Consider the following 14,723-nt stretch of genomic DNA (forward strand, 5'->3'; position numbering starts at 1 on the left):
GTCCGACGAGTCGGCCGAAGAGAATCCCCCAGTACACCAAATGGTCGCTGCCGATGGCCCGGAACCGGTGTGCCGGCTCTCCTTTTTGGATGGCCTGCCCTAAGAGTAGTTCGGAATCGGCGAGGTCAAGGATGACGGAGTGATAACAGCGTGTTGCCGTTCGTCAGGAAGGTGCGCAAGGCTACGGATGGCGCGGGTTTGCGCCATCCGCAGTTTTTTTACTCTTCGCCGCCTTGTGCTACATGGGTGGGGTAGGTGGCGCGCCACAGCTCGAAGCCACCGTCGAGGCTGTAGACCTCGGAGAAGCCCTGGCCCACCAGGTAGGCGGCGGCTCCCTGGCTGGAGTTGCCGTGGTAGCAGGCGACGATCAACGGGGCGTCGAGATCGGCCTGGGCGATGAAGTCGGCCAGGGAGTAGTTGTCCAGGTGGCGCGAGCCGCTGATGTGGCCCTGCGCGAAGCTCTGCGGATCACGGATGTCGACCACCACGGCGCCTTGTTCGCGCAGGGCCTGGGCCCGCTCCGGCGGGATTCGCTGGAATTCACTCATGTCGGGGCTCCTTGCAGTCACAGCTGATGCGCTGGCCGTTGTCGATGTTCAGCAGGGTCATGGTGCCGCCCCAGACACAGCCGGTGTCGAGGGCATGCAGGCCGGGTTCATTGCATTTGCCCTCGAGGGCTGCCCAGTGGCCGAAGATGATCTTCTGCCCACGGGTCTTGCGGGACGGGTGGGCGAACCAGGGTCGATAGCCGGGCGGGGCGGTGTCCGCGCCCTCCTTGCTCTTCAGGTCGAGGGTGCCGTCTGCCTTGCAGAAGCGCATGCGGGTGAAGTAGTTGGTGATCACCCGCAAGCGGGTGATGCCGTGCAGGTCGCTGTCCCAGCAGGCTGGGTCGTTGCCGTACATGCCCTCGAGGAACAGCGGTAGGCGCGCGTCATCTAGCAGCGCCTCCTCCACTTCGGCGGCGCGCTTGAGCGCCTTGGCCAGCGTCCACATGGGGGGTATGCCGGCGTGCACCATGGCGATGTCGCGGGCCTCGTCGTAGTGGACGAGCTTCTGCCGGCGCAGCCAGTCCAACAGGTCCCCGGCGTCGGGAGCTTCGATGATTTCCCGCAGGGTGTCGGACTTCTTCAGCCGCTCGACATTGTGAGCCACGGCCAGCAGGTGCAGGTCGTGGTTGCCGAGCACGCAGGTGACCGAGTCGCGCATGGCAAACAGGAAGCGCAGTGTCTCCAGGGACTTCGGGCCGCGGTTGACCAGATCGCCCACCAGCCAGAGGCGGTCCCGGGCGGGATCGAAGGCGACCCGGTCGAGCAGGCACTTCAGGGGAACCAGGCAGCCCTGCAGGTCGCCAACGGCATAGGTCGTCATGGCGGGCCTCAGTGCAGTGCGCCGGGTACGGCCAGGCGGAAGGGGGCGATGGGGGCGTCGAAGTGGTGGCCATCCTCGGCCAGCATCTGATAACTGCCCTGCATGGCGCCCACGCGGGTGGTCATGACCGTACCGCTGGTGTAGACGTGCTGCGCGCCCGGCTCGATCAGCGGTTGCTGCCCCACCACGCCGGCTCCGCGCACTTCCTGCACCTGACCGTCACCATCGGTGATGACCCAGTGACGGGAGATCAGTCGGGCGGCCACATCGCCGCTGTTGGCGATGGTGATGGTGTAGGAGAAGGCGTAGCGGCTGTCGTCCGGCTGCGACTGCTCAGGCAGGTAGCGGGTGGTGACGCTGACGTCGATCTGGTAGCGGGGTTCGGACACTGGGTGGGCTCTCTCGCGCGATGAAAAAAGTCTAGGAGCTCAGGCGGTGCCTGTCCTGGCGGCAAGCTGGTCGGCCAGACGGACGAACGCGGCCAGGTCCAGTTGCTCGGGACGCAGGCTGCCATCCACGCCGGCAGCTTCGATGGCTTCGGCGTCCAGCAGGGCCTTCAGGGTGTTGCGCAAGGTCTTGCGGCGCTGGTTGAAGGCTTCGCGAACGATGCGTTCCAGCAGGCGGTGATCCTTGGCCGGATGCGGCAGGGTCTCGTGGGGGACCAGGCGGACGATGGCGGAGTCCACCTTCGGCGGCGGGTTGAAGGCGCCCGGGCCGACGTTGAACAGGTGCTCCACGCGGCAGTGGTACTGGACCATGATCGACAGGCGGCCCCAGTCGCCACCGCCGGGTTCGGCCGCGAGGCGCTCCACCACTTCCTTCTGCAGCATGAAGTGCATGTCACGGATCAGCGGTGCGTTGTCCAGCAGGTGGAAGATCAGCGGGGTGGAAATGTTGTACGGCAGGTTGCCCACGACTCGCAGGGAGCGTGGCTCGGCGCCCAACTGGTTGAAGTCGAACTTCAGGGCATCGCCCTGGTTCAGGCGAAAGCGTGGCTCGGCGCCGAACTTGGCGTTGAGGATCGGGATCAGGTCCAGGTCCAGTTCGATGACGTCGAGTTGCGCGCCACTGCCCAGCAGGCCTTCGGTCAGCGCGCCCTGGCCGGGGCCGATCTCCAGCAGGTGCTCGCCAGGCTTGGCGTGGATCGCACGCAGGATGCGGTGGATGACGCCGGCGTCGTGCAGGAAGTTCTGGCCAAAGCGTTTGCGGGCGCGGTGTTGGTATTCGGACATAGAGAGGCGGCTCCAGGCTTCAAGCTGCAAGCATCAAGCAAGAGCACAAAGCGAAAAAACGAGGTCGCGTAGTTTAAGGCAAAAGCGGCGCTGAGGTGCTGCTCGCCGCTGCCCGGTGGCAATCCGGGCAGCGGCCGGTCGGCATCAAGCGGTGCGTTGGCGGCTGGTGGCCATCTGGTAGGCGGTCTCCAGCGCCACCTGCAGGCTACCACCGTCGATGCGGCCAGTACCGGCAAGGTCCAGGGCGGTGCCATGGTCCACCGAGGTGCGGATGATCGGCAGGCCCAGGGTGACATTCACGGCGGCACCGAAGCCCTTGTACTTGAGCACGGGCAAGCCCTGGTCGTGGTACATGGCCAGGACAGCGTCGCAGTGCTCCAGGTGCTTGGGGGTGAACAGGGTGTCGGCCGGCAGCGGGCCGACCAGGTCCATGCCCTCGGCGCGCAGGCGCTGCAGGGAGGGCTCGATCACCTCGATCTCTTCCCGTCCCAGGTGGCCACTTTCCCCGGCGTGGGGGTTGAGGCCGCAGACGAGGATGCGCGGCTGGCTGAGGCCGTATTTGTCCACCAGGTCGGCGTGGAGGATGCGCGTGACCCGTTCCAGGCGCTCCGTCGTGATGGCGGCGGCGACATCCTTCAGCGGCAGGTGAGTGGTGACCAGGGCGACGCGCAGGCCCCGGGTCGCGAGCATCATCACCACCTGCTGGGTGCGGGTGAGGTCGGCGAGGAACTCGGTGTGGCCGGAGAAGGCGATGCCGGCGTCGTTGATCACGCCCTTGTGCACCGGGGCGGTGATCATGCCGTCGAACAATCCATCCAGGCAGCCCTGGCCGGCGCGGGTGAGCGTCTGCAGGACATAGGCCGCGTTGGCGGTGTCGAGCTGGCCGGCCGTCGCTTCTGCCCCCAAGGGGGTATCCCAGACGTAGAGCGCTCCCGCTTCAGCGGGGACGGTGGGCAATCGCTCGGCTGTGACCTCGATGAGGTTGATATCGACGCCCAAGGTGCGGGCGCGCTGCTCAAGCAGTTGCCGGCTGGCGATGGCAATCAGCGGATGGGGTTGGGCTTCGCGAGAAAGGAGCAGGCACAGGTCGGGACCGATACCGGCAGGCTCACCGGGGGTAAGGGCAAAACGCAGGGGGGGCATCAGGAGGGCTCCGGCGGGGAACACGGGCGCTCATTCTAGCGCTGGCGAGTCCCCGCCGGTGAAGCGGGTCAGAGCTTGGTTTCGACGTAGGCTTCGTCGCGGATCTGACGCAGCCAGGCTTGCAGCTCTTCGTCGTACTTGCGGTTGCGCAGGACGTTGATGGCCTGCTGCTCGCGCATCTGGTCGCTGCTGTCAGTGGCGCGGCGGCCGAGTACTTCGAGCACGTGCCAGCCGTAGGGGCTCTTGAACGGACGGGAAAGCTTGCCGGCCGGGGTGTTTTCCATCACTTCGCGGAACTCGGGCACCAGAGCGTTGGGGTCGATCCAGTTGAGGTCGCCACCGTTGAGGGCCGAACCCGGGTCCTCGGAGAAGTTCTTCGCCAGCTCGGCAAAGTCTTCCCCGGACTGGATGCGCTCGTAGAGGCGCTCGGCCAGCCGCTTGGTGTCGGCTTCGCTACGGATCTCGCTGGGCTTGAGCAGGATGTGACGTACGTGCACCTCATCGCGAACCTGGCTGCTGCCACCACGTTTGTCCAGCAGCTTGAGGATCATGAAGCCGCTCGGAGTGCGTACCGGCTCGGTGACCTCGCCCGGCGACAAAGCGCTGATCATGGCATCGAAGGGCGGGGGCAGCTGGGCAGCCTTGCGCCAGCCGATCTCGCCGCCTTCCAGGGCGGTCTCACCGGCAGAGCGGGAGATCGCCAACTGGGCGAAGTCAGCACCCTGGCGCAGTTGCTGGTAGAGGTCGCGGGCCTGGCGCTCGGCAGCCTGGATGGTGTCCGGGGACGAGCCGTCCGGAACCGGGATCAGGATATTGGCCAGGTGGAACTCTTCAGACAGCTGCAGCTTGCCCAGGTCGGAGGCCAGGAAGTTCTGCACTTCCTGGTCGGTGACCTGGATGCGCTCGGCCACGCGGCGTTGGCGCACACGGCTGATAACCATCTCGCGACGGACCTGGTCGCGGGCGTCCTGATAGGACAGGCCATCACGGGCCAGGGCCGAACGGAACTGATCCACGCTCATGCCATTGCGCTGGGCGATGGATTCGATGGCCTGGTTCAGCTCCTCATCGGTGATGCGGATACCGGAGCGGTCGCCAATCTGCAGCTGGATGTTCTCGATGATCAGGCGCTCGAGTACCTGTTGCTGCAGGACGTGCTCCGGGGGGAGTGCGGCACCGCGCTTGGAAATGGTCTGCTGGACCTCATGGACGCGCTGGTCCAGTTGGCTCTGCATGACTACGTCGTTGTCGACGATCGCCACTACGCGGTCGAGGGTCTGAACCTCGGCTTGCGCACCGGTCCCGAGGAGCAGGGCGCCCAGCATCAGCGGGCGCAGACAATCAGAAAGCTTGGTCTTCACGTTCACGGTAACCTTGGATGCCGGTGTCGAGGAAACTTTCAACCTTGTTGCCCATGATCCCGCCGAGGCCCTTCAGGACGATCTGCAGGAAGATGCCACGGTCGCCTTTTTCGTTCAGGTCGGGCGACAGGGTGGTTTCGTCGTAGCTGACCCAGTAGCGGTTGATCAGGCGCAGCTTCCAGCAGCAGCTGTCGTACTCGAAGCCACCGAAGGCTTCCAGAGTGCGGTTGCGGTTGTAGTCGTACTGCCAGCGTGCAATGGCGGCCCACTGCGGCACGATGGGCCAGATGACCGATGCGTCGTGCTGCTGGATCTTGTAGTAGTCCTTGATCACGTTGCGGGTGACTGGGTCCACGTAGTCGCCACCTTCCTGCCACTGGCCAGTAGTCTGGTTGTAGACCACGGCATCGTTGCGGTAGCGATAACCGAAGTTGACCACCTTGTTGACTTCGTCTTCCGGCTGGTAGTGGAACATCAGGTTGCCGGAGCGGGTCTGGCCAGCGTCAGGATCCCAGTTGTACTCGGAACTCAGGCGCCAGTCGCGGTTGAAGCGATACAGGTATTCCATCGCGTAGGGCGAGCTGCTGGCCTGGGCGGAGTTGCGCAGGCGGTAGTCGATACCGGGCAGCTGGACCTTGCGGTCTTCGAAGTAGAAGGCCTGGCCGATGCTGAATCGCTGGCGTTCGAAGCCGTTCGGCTGGATCCAGCGGTTGGTCACGCCCAGGGAGACCTGGTTGGCATCACCGATGCGGTCACGTCCAGTGAAGCGGTTCTCGCGGAACAGCGATGCGTAGTTGAAGCTGCTTTCGCCTGTGTCGAAGACCGGAATGTTGTCCTGCTTCTCTTCGGGCACGTAGAGGTAGAACAGGCGCGGTTCCAAGGTCTGGCGATAGTTGTTGCCGAACAGGGTGGTGTTGCGGTCGAAGTACAGGCCGCTGTCCACGCTGAAGATCGGTACGGTGCGGTCCTGGCTGCTCTTGAAGGTCTGCCCGTCTAGCAGTGTCGACTTGCCTTGGCTGTCCAGATCGATGTCGTACTGGGTGTAGAGGTATTTCACCGAGGGCTTCAGGAAGCCGTAGCTCCAGTCCAGTGGCAGGCTGACACCCGGCTCAACATGGATACGGTTGCCGTCGGCGCGTGCCAGACCCTGGATACGCGTGTCGTTCCACGGAGTGGCCTGGCCGTTCTCGTCGATGAAATTACCGTTGCGCAGGCTGCGCTCGAAGCGCACGAACTCGGTCGAGTAGTCGAACTTCAGGCCGCCCGCATCCACCGGCAACGTGCCATCCAGGGTGAGCTGGGGCAGGCGATTGTACGGGGTGATGTCGGTAACGGTTGCCATTTCATAGGCGTGGGCATTGAGGCGCGCGGTGTAGCTGTCGCCGCGCCAGGTCAGGGTGCCGCGCTGGTTGACGTAGGTGTTACGTTCTACATCAAAGTCAGTAGGCAGGTCCTGGAAGTAGTAGGGGTCGCTGATGTCGGTGTAGTCCACCTCGGCCAGCAGGCGGGAGTTCAGGCCGCCGGTGTGTTGCCAGCTGTACAGCCAGCGCTTGTCCTTGTACTCCGACTGCAGTTTGCGGTCGTCGTTCTCGTCGTTCAGGTAGGCGCCACTGACCTGGCCTTCGCTGCTCTGGGTGAGGTAGCGGAATTCGCCGCCCATCATCAGACCGCGCTTGGCCATGTAACGCGGGTACAGCGTCGCGTCGTAGTTGGGGGCGAGGTTGAAGTAGTAGGGCGTCAGCAGGGTGAAGCCGGTGTCGCTGCCACTGCCGATGCTCGGCGGGAGGAAACCGGACTGGCGACGGTTGTCGATCGGGAAGTAGATGTAGGGGGTGTAGAACACCGGTACATCCTTGACCCGCAGGGTGACGTTGGTCGCGGTGCCGAAACCGGTGGCCGGGTTCAGCTTGATGTTGTTGCCCTTCAGGTTCCAGGCATTGTCACCCGGCTCGCAGCGGGTGTAGGTGCCGTCCTTCAGGCGGATGATGGCGTCGTCCTGGCGCTTGGCGTAGAGAGCGCTGCCGCGTACGTGTGACTTGTGCAGGACATACTCGGCGTTATCGATCTTCGCCTCGCCGTTGTCCAGTTGCAGCTCGGCTCGGTCGCCTACTACCAGTGCACCGTTGTCACGCAGGCGGACGTTGCCCACCAGCTCGCCGCGGTTCTCGGCCTGGCGCAGGTTGGCCTCGTCGGCCTCGACCTGCATGCTGCCCTGGCGCATCACCACGTCACCGGCGAGGGTGGCCACTTGCTGCTCCTGCTCGTAGCGCGAGGCCTTGGCAGAAATGTAGGTGGGCGCATCTGCCTTGGGCGTCTTGTCGTTCATGCCCGGGCGGGTCGGCTCGATGTAGGCGCCTGCGCAGTACGGGCCGGTCTCGGCCAGTTGTGCGGCGGTGAGCTTTTCACGCGGGACCCAGTCGAGGTGGCTGTAGTCGGCACTGCGGGAAGCCAGGGCACGACCACCGGATTCGGTGACCAGCGTCGGCTTGGCTTCTTCGCCGCTGGCTACCTGGCCGTTGCTGCCTGCCTGTGCACTGGCGACACCCACGGTGGAGCTGACGGCGCTCTCGCTGTGGATCGGCCGGGGCGGGAGGTTCGACGCGGAAGCCTTGGGGGTGCAGGCCCAGCCGCCCGTGGTGGACGCCTGGCAGTCAAACTGGTCAGCGGCGACAACGAATGGAGTGGCTACAGGTTGCAGGGCCAGCAGACCGCCGGTGACCAGCAAGGGGAATTTTTTACGAAACGCGGGAGATTTTACTGCCATCTTGTTAGTCCGGGCTTCCTGCGCGCCATCGGCCCGCGGGGGCCGCACGCCTCTCGATGGGCTGAAAAAGATGCTGGATAATAAAGCATGACCCGCGCAACGGCTAGCGCCGTCGGAGACCTCTCGATGCCCCACCAAGATGTACGGCTTCAACAACTTAGCGTTTGGCTGGAGCAGCAGCTCCCCGTTCTTTTCCAGCGTGAGGGCTGGGGCGAAGTGCCCGCGGCGAGCCTGACTCCGGCCAGCAGCGACGCCAGCTTCCGTCGATATTTCCGCTGGCAGGGCGAGGCCCGCACGCTGATCGTGATGGATGCCCCGCCGCCCCAGGAAGACTGCGGCCCCTTCGTCAAGGTCGCCGGCATGCTGGCCGAGGCAGGCCTGCATGTGCCGCGCATCCTCGCGGCCGACCTTGAGCAGGGCTTCCTGCTGCTGGACGACCTGGGGCGCCAGACCTACCTGGACGTGATCGACGCCGACAACGCCGGTGCCCTGTTCGAGGATGCCCTCCAGGCCCTGGTCGCCCTGCAGCGCCGCAGCCTCGATGTGCCGATGCCCTGTTACGACGACGCCTTGCTGCGTCGCGAACTGCAGCTGTTCCCCGACTGGTACCTGCAGCGCCACCTCGAAGTGACCCTGGACGCCACCCAGCAGGCGCTTTGGTCGAAGACCTGCGACCTGCTGGTCGACAGCGCCCTGGCGCAGCCCCGTGTGCTGGTGCACCGTGACTACATGCCGCGCAACCTCATGCTCAGCACGCCCAACCCCGGCGTGCTGGATTTCCAGGACGCCGTCTACGGCCCGGTCACCTACGACGTCACCAGCCTGTTCAAGGATGCCTTCCTCAGTTGGCCCGAAGCGCGGGTGCGTGGTTGGCTGGAGCGCTACTGGAACCTTGCCCGCGAGGCCGGCATCCCGGTGCAGCCGCAGCTCGATGACTTCCTCCGCGCCAGCGACCTGATGGGCGTGCAGCGCCACCTCAAGGTCATCGGCATCTTCGCCCGCATCTGCCACCGCGACGGCAAGCCCCGCTACCTGGGCGATGTCCCGCGCTTCTTCTCCTATATAGAAGCCGTGCTGGCGCGTCGGCCCGAGCTCGCGCCCCTGGCCGAGCTGCTGGCCAGCCTGCCCCGTCATGCGGCGGTGCCCGCATGAAGGCGATGATCCTCGCCGCCGGCAAGGGCGAGCGCATGCGGCCGCTCACCCTGCACACGCCCAAACCCCTGGTCCGTGCGGTCGGTGTTCCGCTGATCGAGTACCACCTCAAGGCGCTGGCTGCAGCCGGATTCGTCGACGTGGTGATCAACCACGCCTGGCTTGGCCAGCAGATCGAAGACCACCTTGGCGACGGCGCGCGGTTCGGCCTGCGCATCCGCTACTCCCCCGAGGGCGAGCCGCTGGAGACTGGCGGCGGCATCCATCGGGCGCTGCCGCTCCTGGGTGACGAGCCCTTCCTCGTGGTCAACGGCGACATCTGGACCGACTACGACTTCGCCCGTTTGCGTGTCCCTCTCGACGGCCTGGCCCACCTGGTCCTGGTGGACAACCCGGCCCATCACCCGGGTGGCGACTTCCAGCTCCACCACGGTTGCGTCAGCGATGGCGTGCCCGGTGAGCCGGGGCTGACCTACAGCGGCATCGCCGTGCTCGACCCGCGCCTGTTCGAAGGTTGCCAGCCTGGTGCCTTCAAGCTCGCACCGTTGTTGCGCGACGCCATGGGGCACGCTCAGGTGAGCGGTGAACATCACCCGGGCCACTGGGTGGATGTCGGCACCCTGGAGCGGCTGGCCGAGGTCGAGCGCCTGGTCGAGGCGGGGCGCTGAGATGTTCTGGCCCATGACCCTGCTGGGCGTCGTCGCCGGCATGCTCATCGCCAGCATCCCCGGTGCCTTGCTCGGCGGCCTGCTGGGCCAGGTGGCGGACCGGCGCTTCAAGCTCAACTCCTGGTCACGCCTGGTCCAGTGGGTGCGCCGCCGTGACGAGCATGAGCTGCTGTTCCGCCTCCTCGGTCGCCTGGCCAAGAGTGGGGGGCGGGTGCTCGAGGTGCATATCCAGCAAGCCCGTGCCGAGATGCGTCGCCTCGGCTTGGACGACGCGGCCCAGCGCCGTGCCATCGAGGCCTTCACCCGGGGCAAGAACGGCGAGGGCGACCTGCGCCGCCCCCTGCGCCGCTTGCGCCACCAGCGTGCGGCAGGCGAAGCGCTGCTGCGTGCGTGCTGGCAGATGGCGGCGGCCGATGGGCGCATCGCTCGCCAGGAGCGGGAGCTGATCCTGCAATGGGGGCAATGGCTGGACTGGCCAGCGAACGAAGTGGAAGCGCTCAGCGTGGGCTTCGACAAGCCCAGTGGGGCGCCCGTGCAGAGGGGTGGTGCCTATCAGGACGCGCTGGCGCTACTGGGCGTGGGCGCCGACAGCGAGCCCGCTGTCATCAAGCGTGCCTACCGGCGACTGATCAGCCAGCACCACCCCGACAAGCTCGCCGGCGCGGGTGCCACCCCGCAGCGTGTGCGCGAGGCCACCGAGCGGACCCGCGAGCTGCACAGCGCCTACAACCTCATCCGCGAGCGCCACGGCTTCCGCTGATCAGATGCTCGGCGTCGCCGGCGCTGCCGGTGGCGTGGGGGCCGTGGCGCCGCTGCTTGCCGGGCGCTTTGGCGCAGCGCCTTTCAGGTGGCTGTCCAGCCAACCGCGCACGCGCCGCACCAGTTGCTCCTGCTTGGCATCCTGGCTGGCGGACCAGTCCGCCAGCGGCACCTGCACGTAGTCCAGGTGCTTGACCCGCTTGCTCGCCTGCAAGCGCTTCAGCGCCGATGCGGCAGCGGTGGGCGCCTGCTGGTAATAGAGGTCGCCCACGGCCTGGGGCAGGCGCGGGGCCAGCTCCTCCAGCGGCGGCTCGTAGCCGGCGGGCACTTCGGCCGCCACCATCACCAGGTTCTCGACGCCGCTTGACGGCGTATCGGTCAGAAAGCGTGCCGCCCACCAGGCGCCACTGCCGTGTCCCAGCAGGACGATGGTGGTGGCCTGTTGTTGGCGGGCAAAGCCGATGGCCGCCTGGATGCGGGCGGAGATGCGCTCGGTCTGGGTCTTGCGTCGCTCCTCGGCTCTTGGCTGTGGTGGCGCCGGATCGGTGCTGGGCTCCGCCGTGCTGGCCTGTTCTGGTGGGGGCGGTGGATTGGCCGGGTCGGCACTTTCGGACTTCGGCGGCTCCGCAGGCGTCCCGCCTTCGCTGGCCGCTGGCGGCGGGGTATCCGCCGGCCGCGGTGGCGGCTCATCGCCGGCCGGGTCGGGCAGGGTGAGGCTCAGGGTGTGCCAGCCCACGTCCGGCAGCTTGGTGCGCAGGGGGGCAATCGCCCGGGGCCAGTCCGCAGTTTCGCCATCGCCGGGAATCAGGATAACCACCCCATTGGGCGTGCCGACGTTGGCCGGTTGCCACAGGGCGAGGAACGGCTCGCTGCCCGCTGTCAGTTGCTGCTGTTCAGCCTGGGGCAGGCGTTGCTCCAGAGCCTTGGCATCCTCCTGGCTGCGCTCGTCGAGTGGCGCGCGCTCCACCGGCTTTTCGGCTGGCTGCCCGGTGCCATCGGCCGGAGCTGCATCGCCTTTCTCGGCGGGTGGGTCTTCAGCCTGGGCGGCGGTGCAGAGCAGGGCCAGGGCGAGGGTCGCAAGGGTGAGCGTGCGGCGGGGCATGGCGGGCGTCCGGGTGGGGCAACAGGCGGAAGCCTATAGGCTGGCTGTTTTTTTGTCAGGCCTGCCTTCGCCTCCAGGGGCGGTGCTGGAGTAAGGTATGTCCGCCCCGATCCCGGGTCGTCGTGGTGTCCCGTCGCATGATTCGCTCGTTGTGCCTGTCCATCCTGTTCGCCTGCTTGCTGCCGGGGCTGTCCCTGGCGCAGCCGTCGCCGAGCTTGTCCCTCGATGACGGTCAGCGCGCCTGGCTCGAAAACCACAATGAGTTGCGCGCCGGCATCGTGCTGCAAGCCCCCTATGCGCAGCTGGACCGCCGCCTGCAGCAGCTGTCCGGCCTCAACGTCGAGTTGATGGAGCGCCTGGCCGCCGAACTCGGCGTGCACCTGGTCTGGCGCAGCTTCAATGAAATGGGCGAACTGGAGCACGCCCTGCGCAACGGGCAGGTGGACATCGCCCCCGGCCTGATCCAGACCCCCGCCGGCCTGCGCCTGTGGCTGTTCTCCGACCCCTACATGCGGGTGCCGCAGCTGATGGTGGGCGAGCGCGCCACCACCACCGGCGCGGTGGACATCGAACAGCTCGGCGCGAACGAACCGGTGGCGCTGCGCTCACCGAGCCCGGTGGCCGACTACCTGCGGGCCACCTATTCCGGCCTGGCGTTGCAGGCGGTGACCAGCGAGCGCCAGGCGTTGCGCGCAGTGCTGGAGCAGCAGGTGCGCTACGCCGTGATCGACGAGGCGCAGCTCAGCCGCCTGTCCCGCGAGCAGGAGTTCACCGGCCTGGCCGTGGTGGCGGACATCGGCTTCCCGCAGTTGCTGCGGGTCGCCACCCGGCGTGACTGGCCGGAGCTGTCGACCCTGGTGGATGTCGCCCTGCGGGCGATCCCGCCGAAGGACCTGGACCAGTTGCACGAGCGCTGGCTGCAGGCGCGCTACCCCCGCGCCAGCGAGTCCCCGGGTTTCTGGCAGAACCTCTGCCTGCTGTTCGGCCTGTTGCTCGCCAGTGCAGGCGCCATCATCTATTGGTTGCGGCGGCAGCAGCGTGCGCTGGAGAAGCGCCTGCTGGAGGCTCGCCATGCGATCCAGTTGCGGGAGACGGCGGAGGAAGCCCTGCGGCTGACCCAGTTCTCCATCGACCACAGCACTGTGGGCATCCTCTGGGTCAACTGGGACAGCCATGTGCGCTACGCCAACCGGGCAGTGGAGCAGATGCTCGGCTATGCGCCGGGCGCCCTGGTGGATCGCCCCCTGTCGGCCCTGCAGCCGGATCTCACGATGGACCGCTGGCTCAACCTCTGGCGCCGTGCGCGCAACAGCAATGAGAGCGCGCAGAACATCGAGACCCTGTGCCAGCGCGAGGATGGGCGCCTGGTGCCGATGGACGTATCGCTGAGCTTCCTGCGCTTCGGCACCTCCGAATACCTGGTGGTGTTCCTCACCGACATCACCGAACGCCGCCGTGCCCACGAGGCGCTGGAGGAGAGCGAGGCGCGGCTCAAGGGCATCGCCTCCAACGTGCCCGGGCTGGTGTTCCGCCTGGAGCGGCCCAGTGGCAGCGCCCATGCGGCGTTCGCCTTCATCGGCGCCGGCAGCGAGGCGTTGGTGGGCTACAGCGCCGAGGAGTTGCTGAATACCGGACGCGGCATTCGCGGGCTGGTCCACCCGGATGACGAGGCCGGCTACTGGGCCAGCCAGATGGCCGCCCTGGCGGAGGACCGCGACTGGCACTGGCAGGGCCGCATCCTCACCCGCGACGGCGAGCAGCGCTGGGCCGACATCAAGGCCAGTGCGCGGATCTTCGAGGATGGCCGCGCGGTGTGGGACGGCGTGGTCTGGGACATCACCGCCAACAAGCGCATCGAGCTGGAGCTGGCCGCTTCGCGGGCGCAATTGCGCGACCTGTCGGCGCACCTGGAGAGCGTGCGGGAGGAGGAGAAGGCCCGTATCGCCCGCGAGGTGCATGACGAGCTCGGCCAGGTGCTCACCGTGCTCAAGCTGGAAACCTCCATGTGCGAGCTGGCCTACGGGGGCAGCGATGCCGGCCTGGGCGAGCGCCTGAACAGCATGAAGCGCCTGATCGCCCAGCTCTTCCAGCTGGTGCGCGACGTGGCCACGGCGCTGCGCCCGCCGATCCTCGACGCTGGCATCGGCTCGGCCATCGAGTGGCAGGCCCGGCGCTTCGAGGCGCGCAGCGGCATCCCCTGCCTGGTGACGGTGCCCGAGGCGCCGCCGGCGCTGTCCGATGCCAAGGCCATCGGGCTGTTCCGCATCCTGCAGGAAGCGCTGACCAACGTGCTGCGCCACGCCCGCGCGCAGAGCGTCGAGCTGGAGCTGGCCCCGGAAGGCGGTTGGCTGCGGCTTTCCATCAGCGACGACGGCATCGGCTTCGACCCCGATGCCTGCCGTCCGGGGGCATCGTTCGGCCTGGTGGGCATGCGCGAGCGCGTGCTGATGCTGGGCGGCAGCCTGTCCATCCACAGCCAGCCGGGCGAAGGCAGCACCCTGGAGGTGCGCATTCCCCTGGAGAAGGAGACGACCGCGTGATCCGAGTACTGGTGGCCGAAGACCACACCATCGTCCGCGAGGGCATCAAGCAGCTCATCGGCCTGGCCAAGGACCTCTGCGTGGCCGGCGAGGCAAGCAATGGCGAGCAACTGCTCGAAACCCTGCGGCACACGCCCTGCGAGGTGGTGCTGCTGGACATCTCCATGCCCGGGGTCAACGGCCTGGAGGCGATCCCGCGCATCCGCGCGCTGAGCAACCCGCCGGCAGTGCTGGTGCTGTCCATGCACGACGAGGCGCAGATGGCCGCGCGGGCGCTGAAGATCGGCGCCGCCGGCTATGCCACCAAGGACAGCGACCCGGCGCTGCTGCTCACGGCGATCCGCAAGGTGGCGTCCGGCGGGCGCTACATCGACCCGGACCTGGCCGACCGCATGGTGTTCGAAGTCGGCCTGACCGATTCGCGACCGCCCCATGCGCTGCTCTCGGAGCGGGAGTTCTCGGTGTTCGAGCGCCTGGTGCGGGGCGAAGGGGTGAACGAGATCGCCCAGCACCTGGCCGTCAGCAGCAAGACGGTGAGCACCCACAAGGCCCGCCTGATGCAGAAGATGGCGGTGCATTCGGTGGCGGACCTGGTGAAGTACGCGGTGGAACACAAGCTGCTCTGAAGCGGCTT

The 14,723-nt window shown here is 66.9% G+C and carries 13 protein-coding genes; 5 read left to right on the forward strand and 8 right to left on the reverse strand.

Annotated features, from left to right (window positions below; genetic code table 11):
• Positions 1-218: 218 nt before the first annotated feature.
• From glpE to BM198_RS02410, 7 genes are all read right to left on the reverse strand, one after another.
• Positions 219-548: a thiosulfate sulfurtransferase GlpE gene (gene glpE, locus BM198_RS02380; RefSeq protein WP_044405676.1), complete on the reverse strand. Its 330-nt coding sequence runs from the start codon at positions 546-548 to the stop codon at positions 219-221.
• The gene (locus BM198_RS02385) at positions 541-1,368 is read right to left on the reverse strand and encodes a symmetrical bis(5'-nucleosyl)-tetraphosphatase (protein ID WP_074967476.1); all 828 of its coding nucleotides are present in this window, start codon (positions 1,366-1,368) and stop codon (positions 541-543) included. Before BM198_RS02385 ends, glpE begins: the two co-directional genes overlap by 8 nt.
• 8 nt (positions 1,369-1,376) lie before the next feature.
• Entirely contained in the window at positions 1,377-1,757 is a 381-nt protein-coding gene (apaG, locus tag BM198_RS02390; protein ID WP_044405679.1) for a Co2+/Mg2+ efflux protein ApaG, read from the reverse strand.
• 39 nt (positions 1,758-1,796) lie between these two features.
• Positions 1,797-2,600 (reverse strand): 16S rRNA (adenine(1518)-N(6)/adenine(1519)-N(6))-dimethyltransferase RsmA, encoded by an 804-nt coding sequence (rsmA, locus tag BM198_RS02395; RefSeq protein ID WP_044405681.1) that lies wholly within the window; start codon positions 2,598-2,600, stop codon positions 1,797-1,799.
• 144 nt (positions 2,601-2,744) lie between these two features.
• The gene (gene pdxA, locus BM198_RS02400) at positions 2,745-3,743 is read right to left on the reverse strand and encodes a 4-hydroxythreonine-4-phosphate dehydrogenase PdxA (RefSeq protein ID WP_074967478.1); all 999 of its coding nucleotides are present in this window, start codon (positions 3,741-3,743) and stop codon (positions 2,745-2,747) included.
• Between the two features lie 68 nt (positions 3,744-3,811).
• A complete protein-coding gene (surA, locus tag BM198_RS02405) occupies positions 3,812-5,110 on the reverse strand; it encodes a peptidylprolyl isomerase SurA (RefSeq protein ID WP_044405685.1) in 1,299 nt (432 codons plus the stop codon).
• Positions 5,085-7,868, reverse strand: coding sequence for an LPS-assembly protein LptD (locus tag BM198_RS02410; protein WP_074967480.1), 2,784 nt, complete (start codon positions 7,866-7,868; stop codon positions 5,085-5,087). The genes surA and BM198_RS02410 overlap by 26 nt, the downstream gene beginning before the upstream one ends.
• A 126-nt stretch (positions 7,869-7,994) precedes the next feature.
• Here BM198_RS02410 and BM198_RS02415 point away from each other — a divergent pair, with 126 nt between their 5' ends.
• The 3 genes from BM198_RS02415 to BM198_RS02425 are packed head-to-tail and all read left to right on the forward strand — an operon-like array spanning position 7,995 to position 10,448.
• Positions 7,995-9,020 carry an aminoglycoside phosphotransferase family protein gene (locus BM198_RS02415; protein ID WP_074967482.1) on the forward strand — a complete coding sequence of 342 codons (1,026 nt, stop codon included), beginning with the start codon at positions 7,995-7,997 and terminating at the stop codon, positions 9,018-9,020.
• Positions 9,017-9,688 (forward strand): N-acetylmuramate alpha-1-phosphate uridylyltransferase MurU, encoded by a 672-nt coding sequence (gene murU / locus BM198_RS02420; protein ID WP_074967484.1) that lies wholly within the window; start codon positions 9,017-9,019, stop codon positions 9,686-9,688. Before BM198_RS02415 ends, murU begins: the two co-directional genes overlap by 4 nt.
• A gap of 1 nt (position 9,689) precedes the next feature.
• Entirely contained in the window at positions 9,690-10,448 is a 759-nt protein-coding gene (locus tag BM198_RS02425) for a TerB family tellurite resistance protein (protein ID WP_074967486.1), read from the forward strand.
• Here BM198_RS02425 and BM198_RS02430 read toward each other — a convergent pair whose 3' ends face one another.
• Positions 10,449-11,549: an alpha/beta hydrolase family protein gene (locus BM198_RS02430; RefSeq protein ID WP_074967488.1), complete on the reverse strand. Its 1,101-nt coding sequence runs from the start codon at positions 11,547-11,549 to the stop codon at positions 10,449-10,451.
• A gap of 137 nt (positions 11,550-11,686) precedes the next feature.
• On the opposite strand from BM198_RS02430, the gene BM198_RS02435 reads away from it, so the two are divergent.
• On the forward strand, positions 11,687-14,089 hold the full coding sequence (locus BM198_RS02435) for a PAS domain-containing sensor histidine kinase (RefSeq protein WP_074967490.1): 2,403 nt from the start codon (positions 11,687-11,689) through the stop codon (positions 14,087-14,089).
• Positions 14,086-14,715: a response regulator gene (locus BM198_RS02440; protein WP_044405695.1), complete on the forward strand. Its 630-nt coding sequence runs from the start codon at positions 14,086-14,088 to the stop codon at positions 14,713-14,715. Before BM198_RS02435 ends, BM198_RS02440 begins: the two co-directional genes overlap by 4 nt.
• Positions 14,716-14,723 lie beyond the last annotated feature (8 nt).

Source organism: Metapseudomonas otitidis (genome assembly GCF_900111835.1).
Lineage (GTDB): Bacteria > Pseudomonadota > Gammaproteobacteria > Pseudomonadales > Pseudomonadaceae > Metapseudomonas > Metapseudomonas otitidis.

What these genes read in the sequence shown, in the direction of transcription:
- glpE (WP_044405676.1), bottom strand. Translation starts at nt 548, where the DNA reads ATGAGTGAATTCCAGCGAATCCCGCCGGAGCGGGCCCAGGCCCTGCGC.
- BM198_RS02385 (WP_074967476.1), bottom strand. Translation starts at nt 1,368, where the DNA reads ATGACGACCTATGCCGTTGGCGACCTGCAGGGCTGCCTGGTTCCCCTG.
- rsmA (WP_044405681.1), bottom strand. Translation starts at nt 2,600, where the DNA reads ATGTCCGAATACCAACACCGCGCCCGCAAACGCTTTGGCCAGAACTTC.
- pdxA (WP_074967478.1), bottom strand. Translation starts at nt 3,743, where the DNA reads ATGCCCCCCCTGCGTTTTGCCCTTACCCCCGGTGAGCCTGCCGGTATC.
- BM198_RS02410 (WP_074967480.1), bottom strand. Translation starts at nt 7,868, where the DNA reads ATGGCAGTAAAATCTCCCGCGTTTCGTAAAAAATTCCCCTTGCTGGTC.
- BM198_RS02415 (WP_074967482.1), top strand. Translation starts at nt 7,995, where the DNA reads ATGCCCCACCAAGATGTACGGCTTCAACAACTTAGCGTTTGGCTGGAG.
- murU (WP_074967484.1), top strand. Translation starts at nt 9,017, where the DNA reads ATGAAGGCGATGATCCTCGCCGCCGGCAAGGGCGAGCGCATGCGGCCG.
- BM198_RS02425 (WP_074967486.1), top strand. Translation starts at nt 9,690, where the DNA reads ATGTTCTGGCCCATGACCCTGCTGGGCGTCGTCGCCGGCATGCTCATC.
- BM198_RS02430 (WP_074967488.1), bottom strand. Translation starts at nt 11,549, where the DNA reads ATGCCCCGCCGCACGCTCACCCTTGCGACCCTCGCCCTGGCCCTGCTC.
- BM198_RS02435 (WP_074967490.1), top strand. Translation starts at nt 11,687, where the DNA reads ATGATTCGCTCGTTGTGCCTGTCCATCCTGTTCGCCTGCTTGCTGCCG.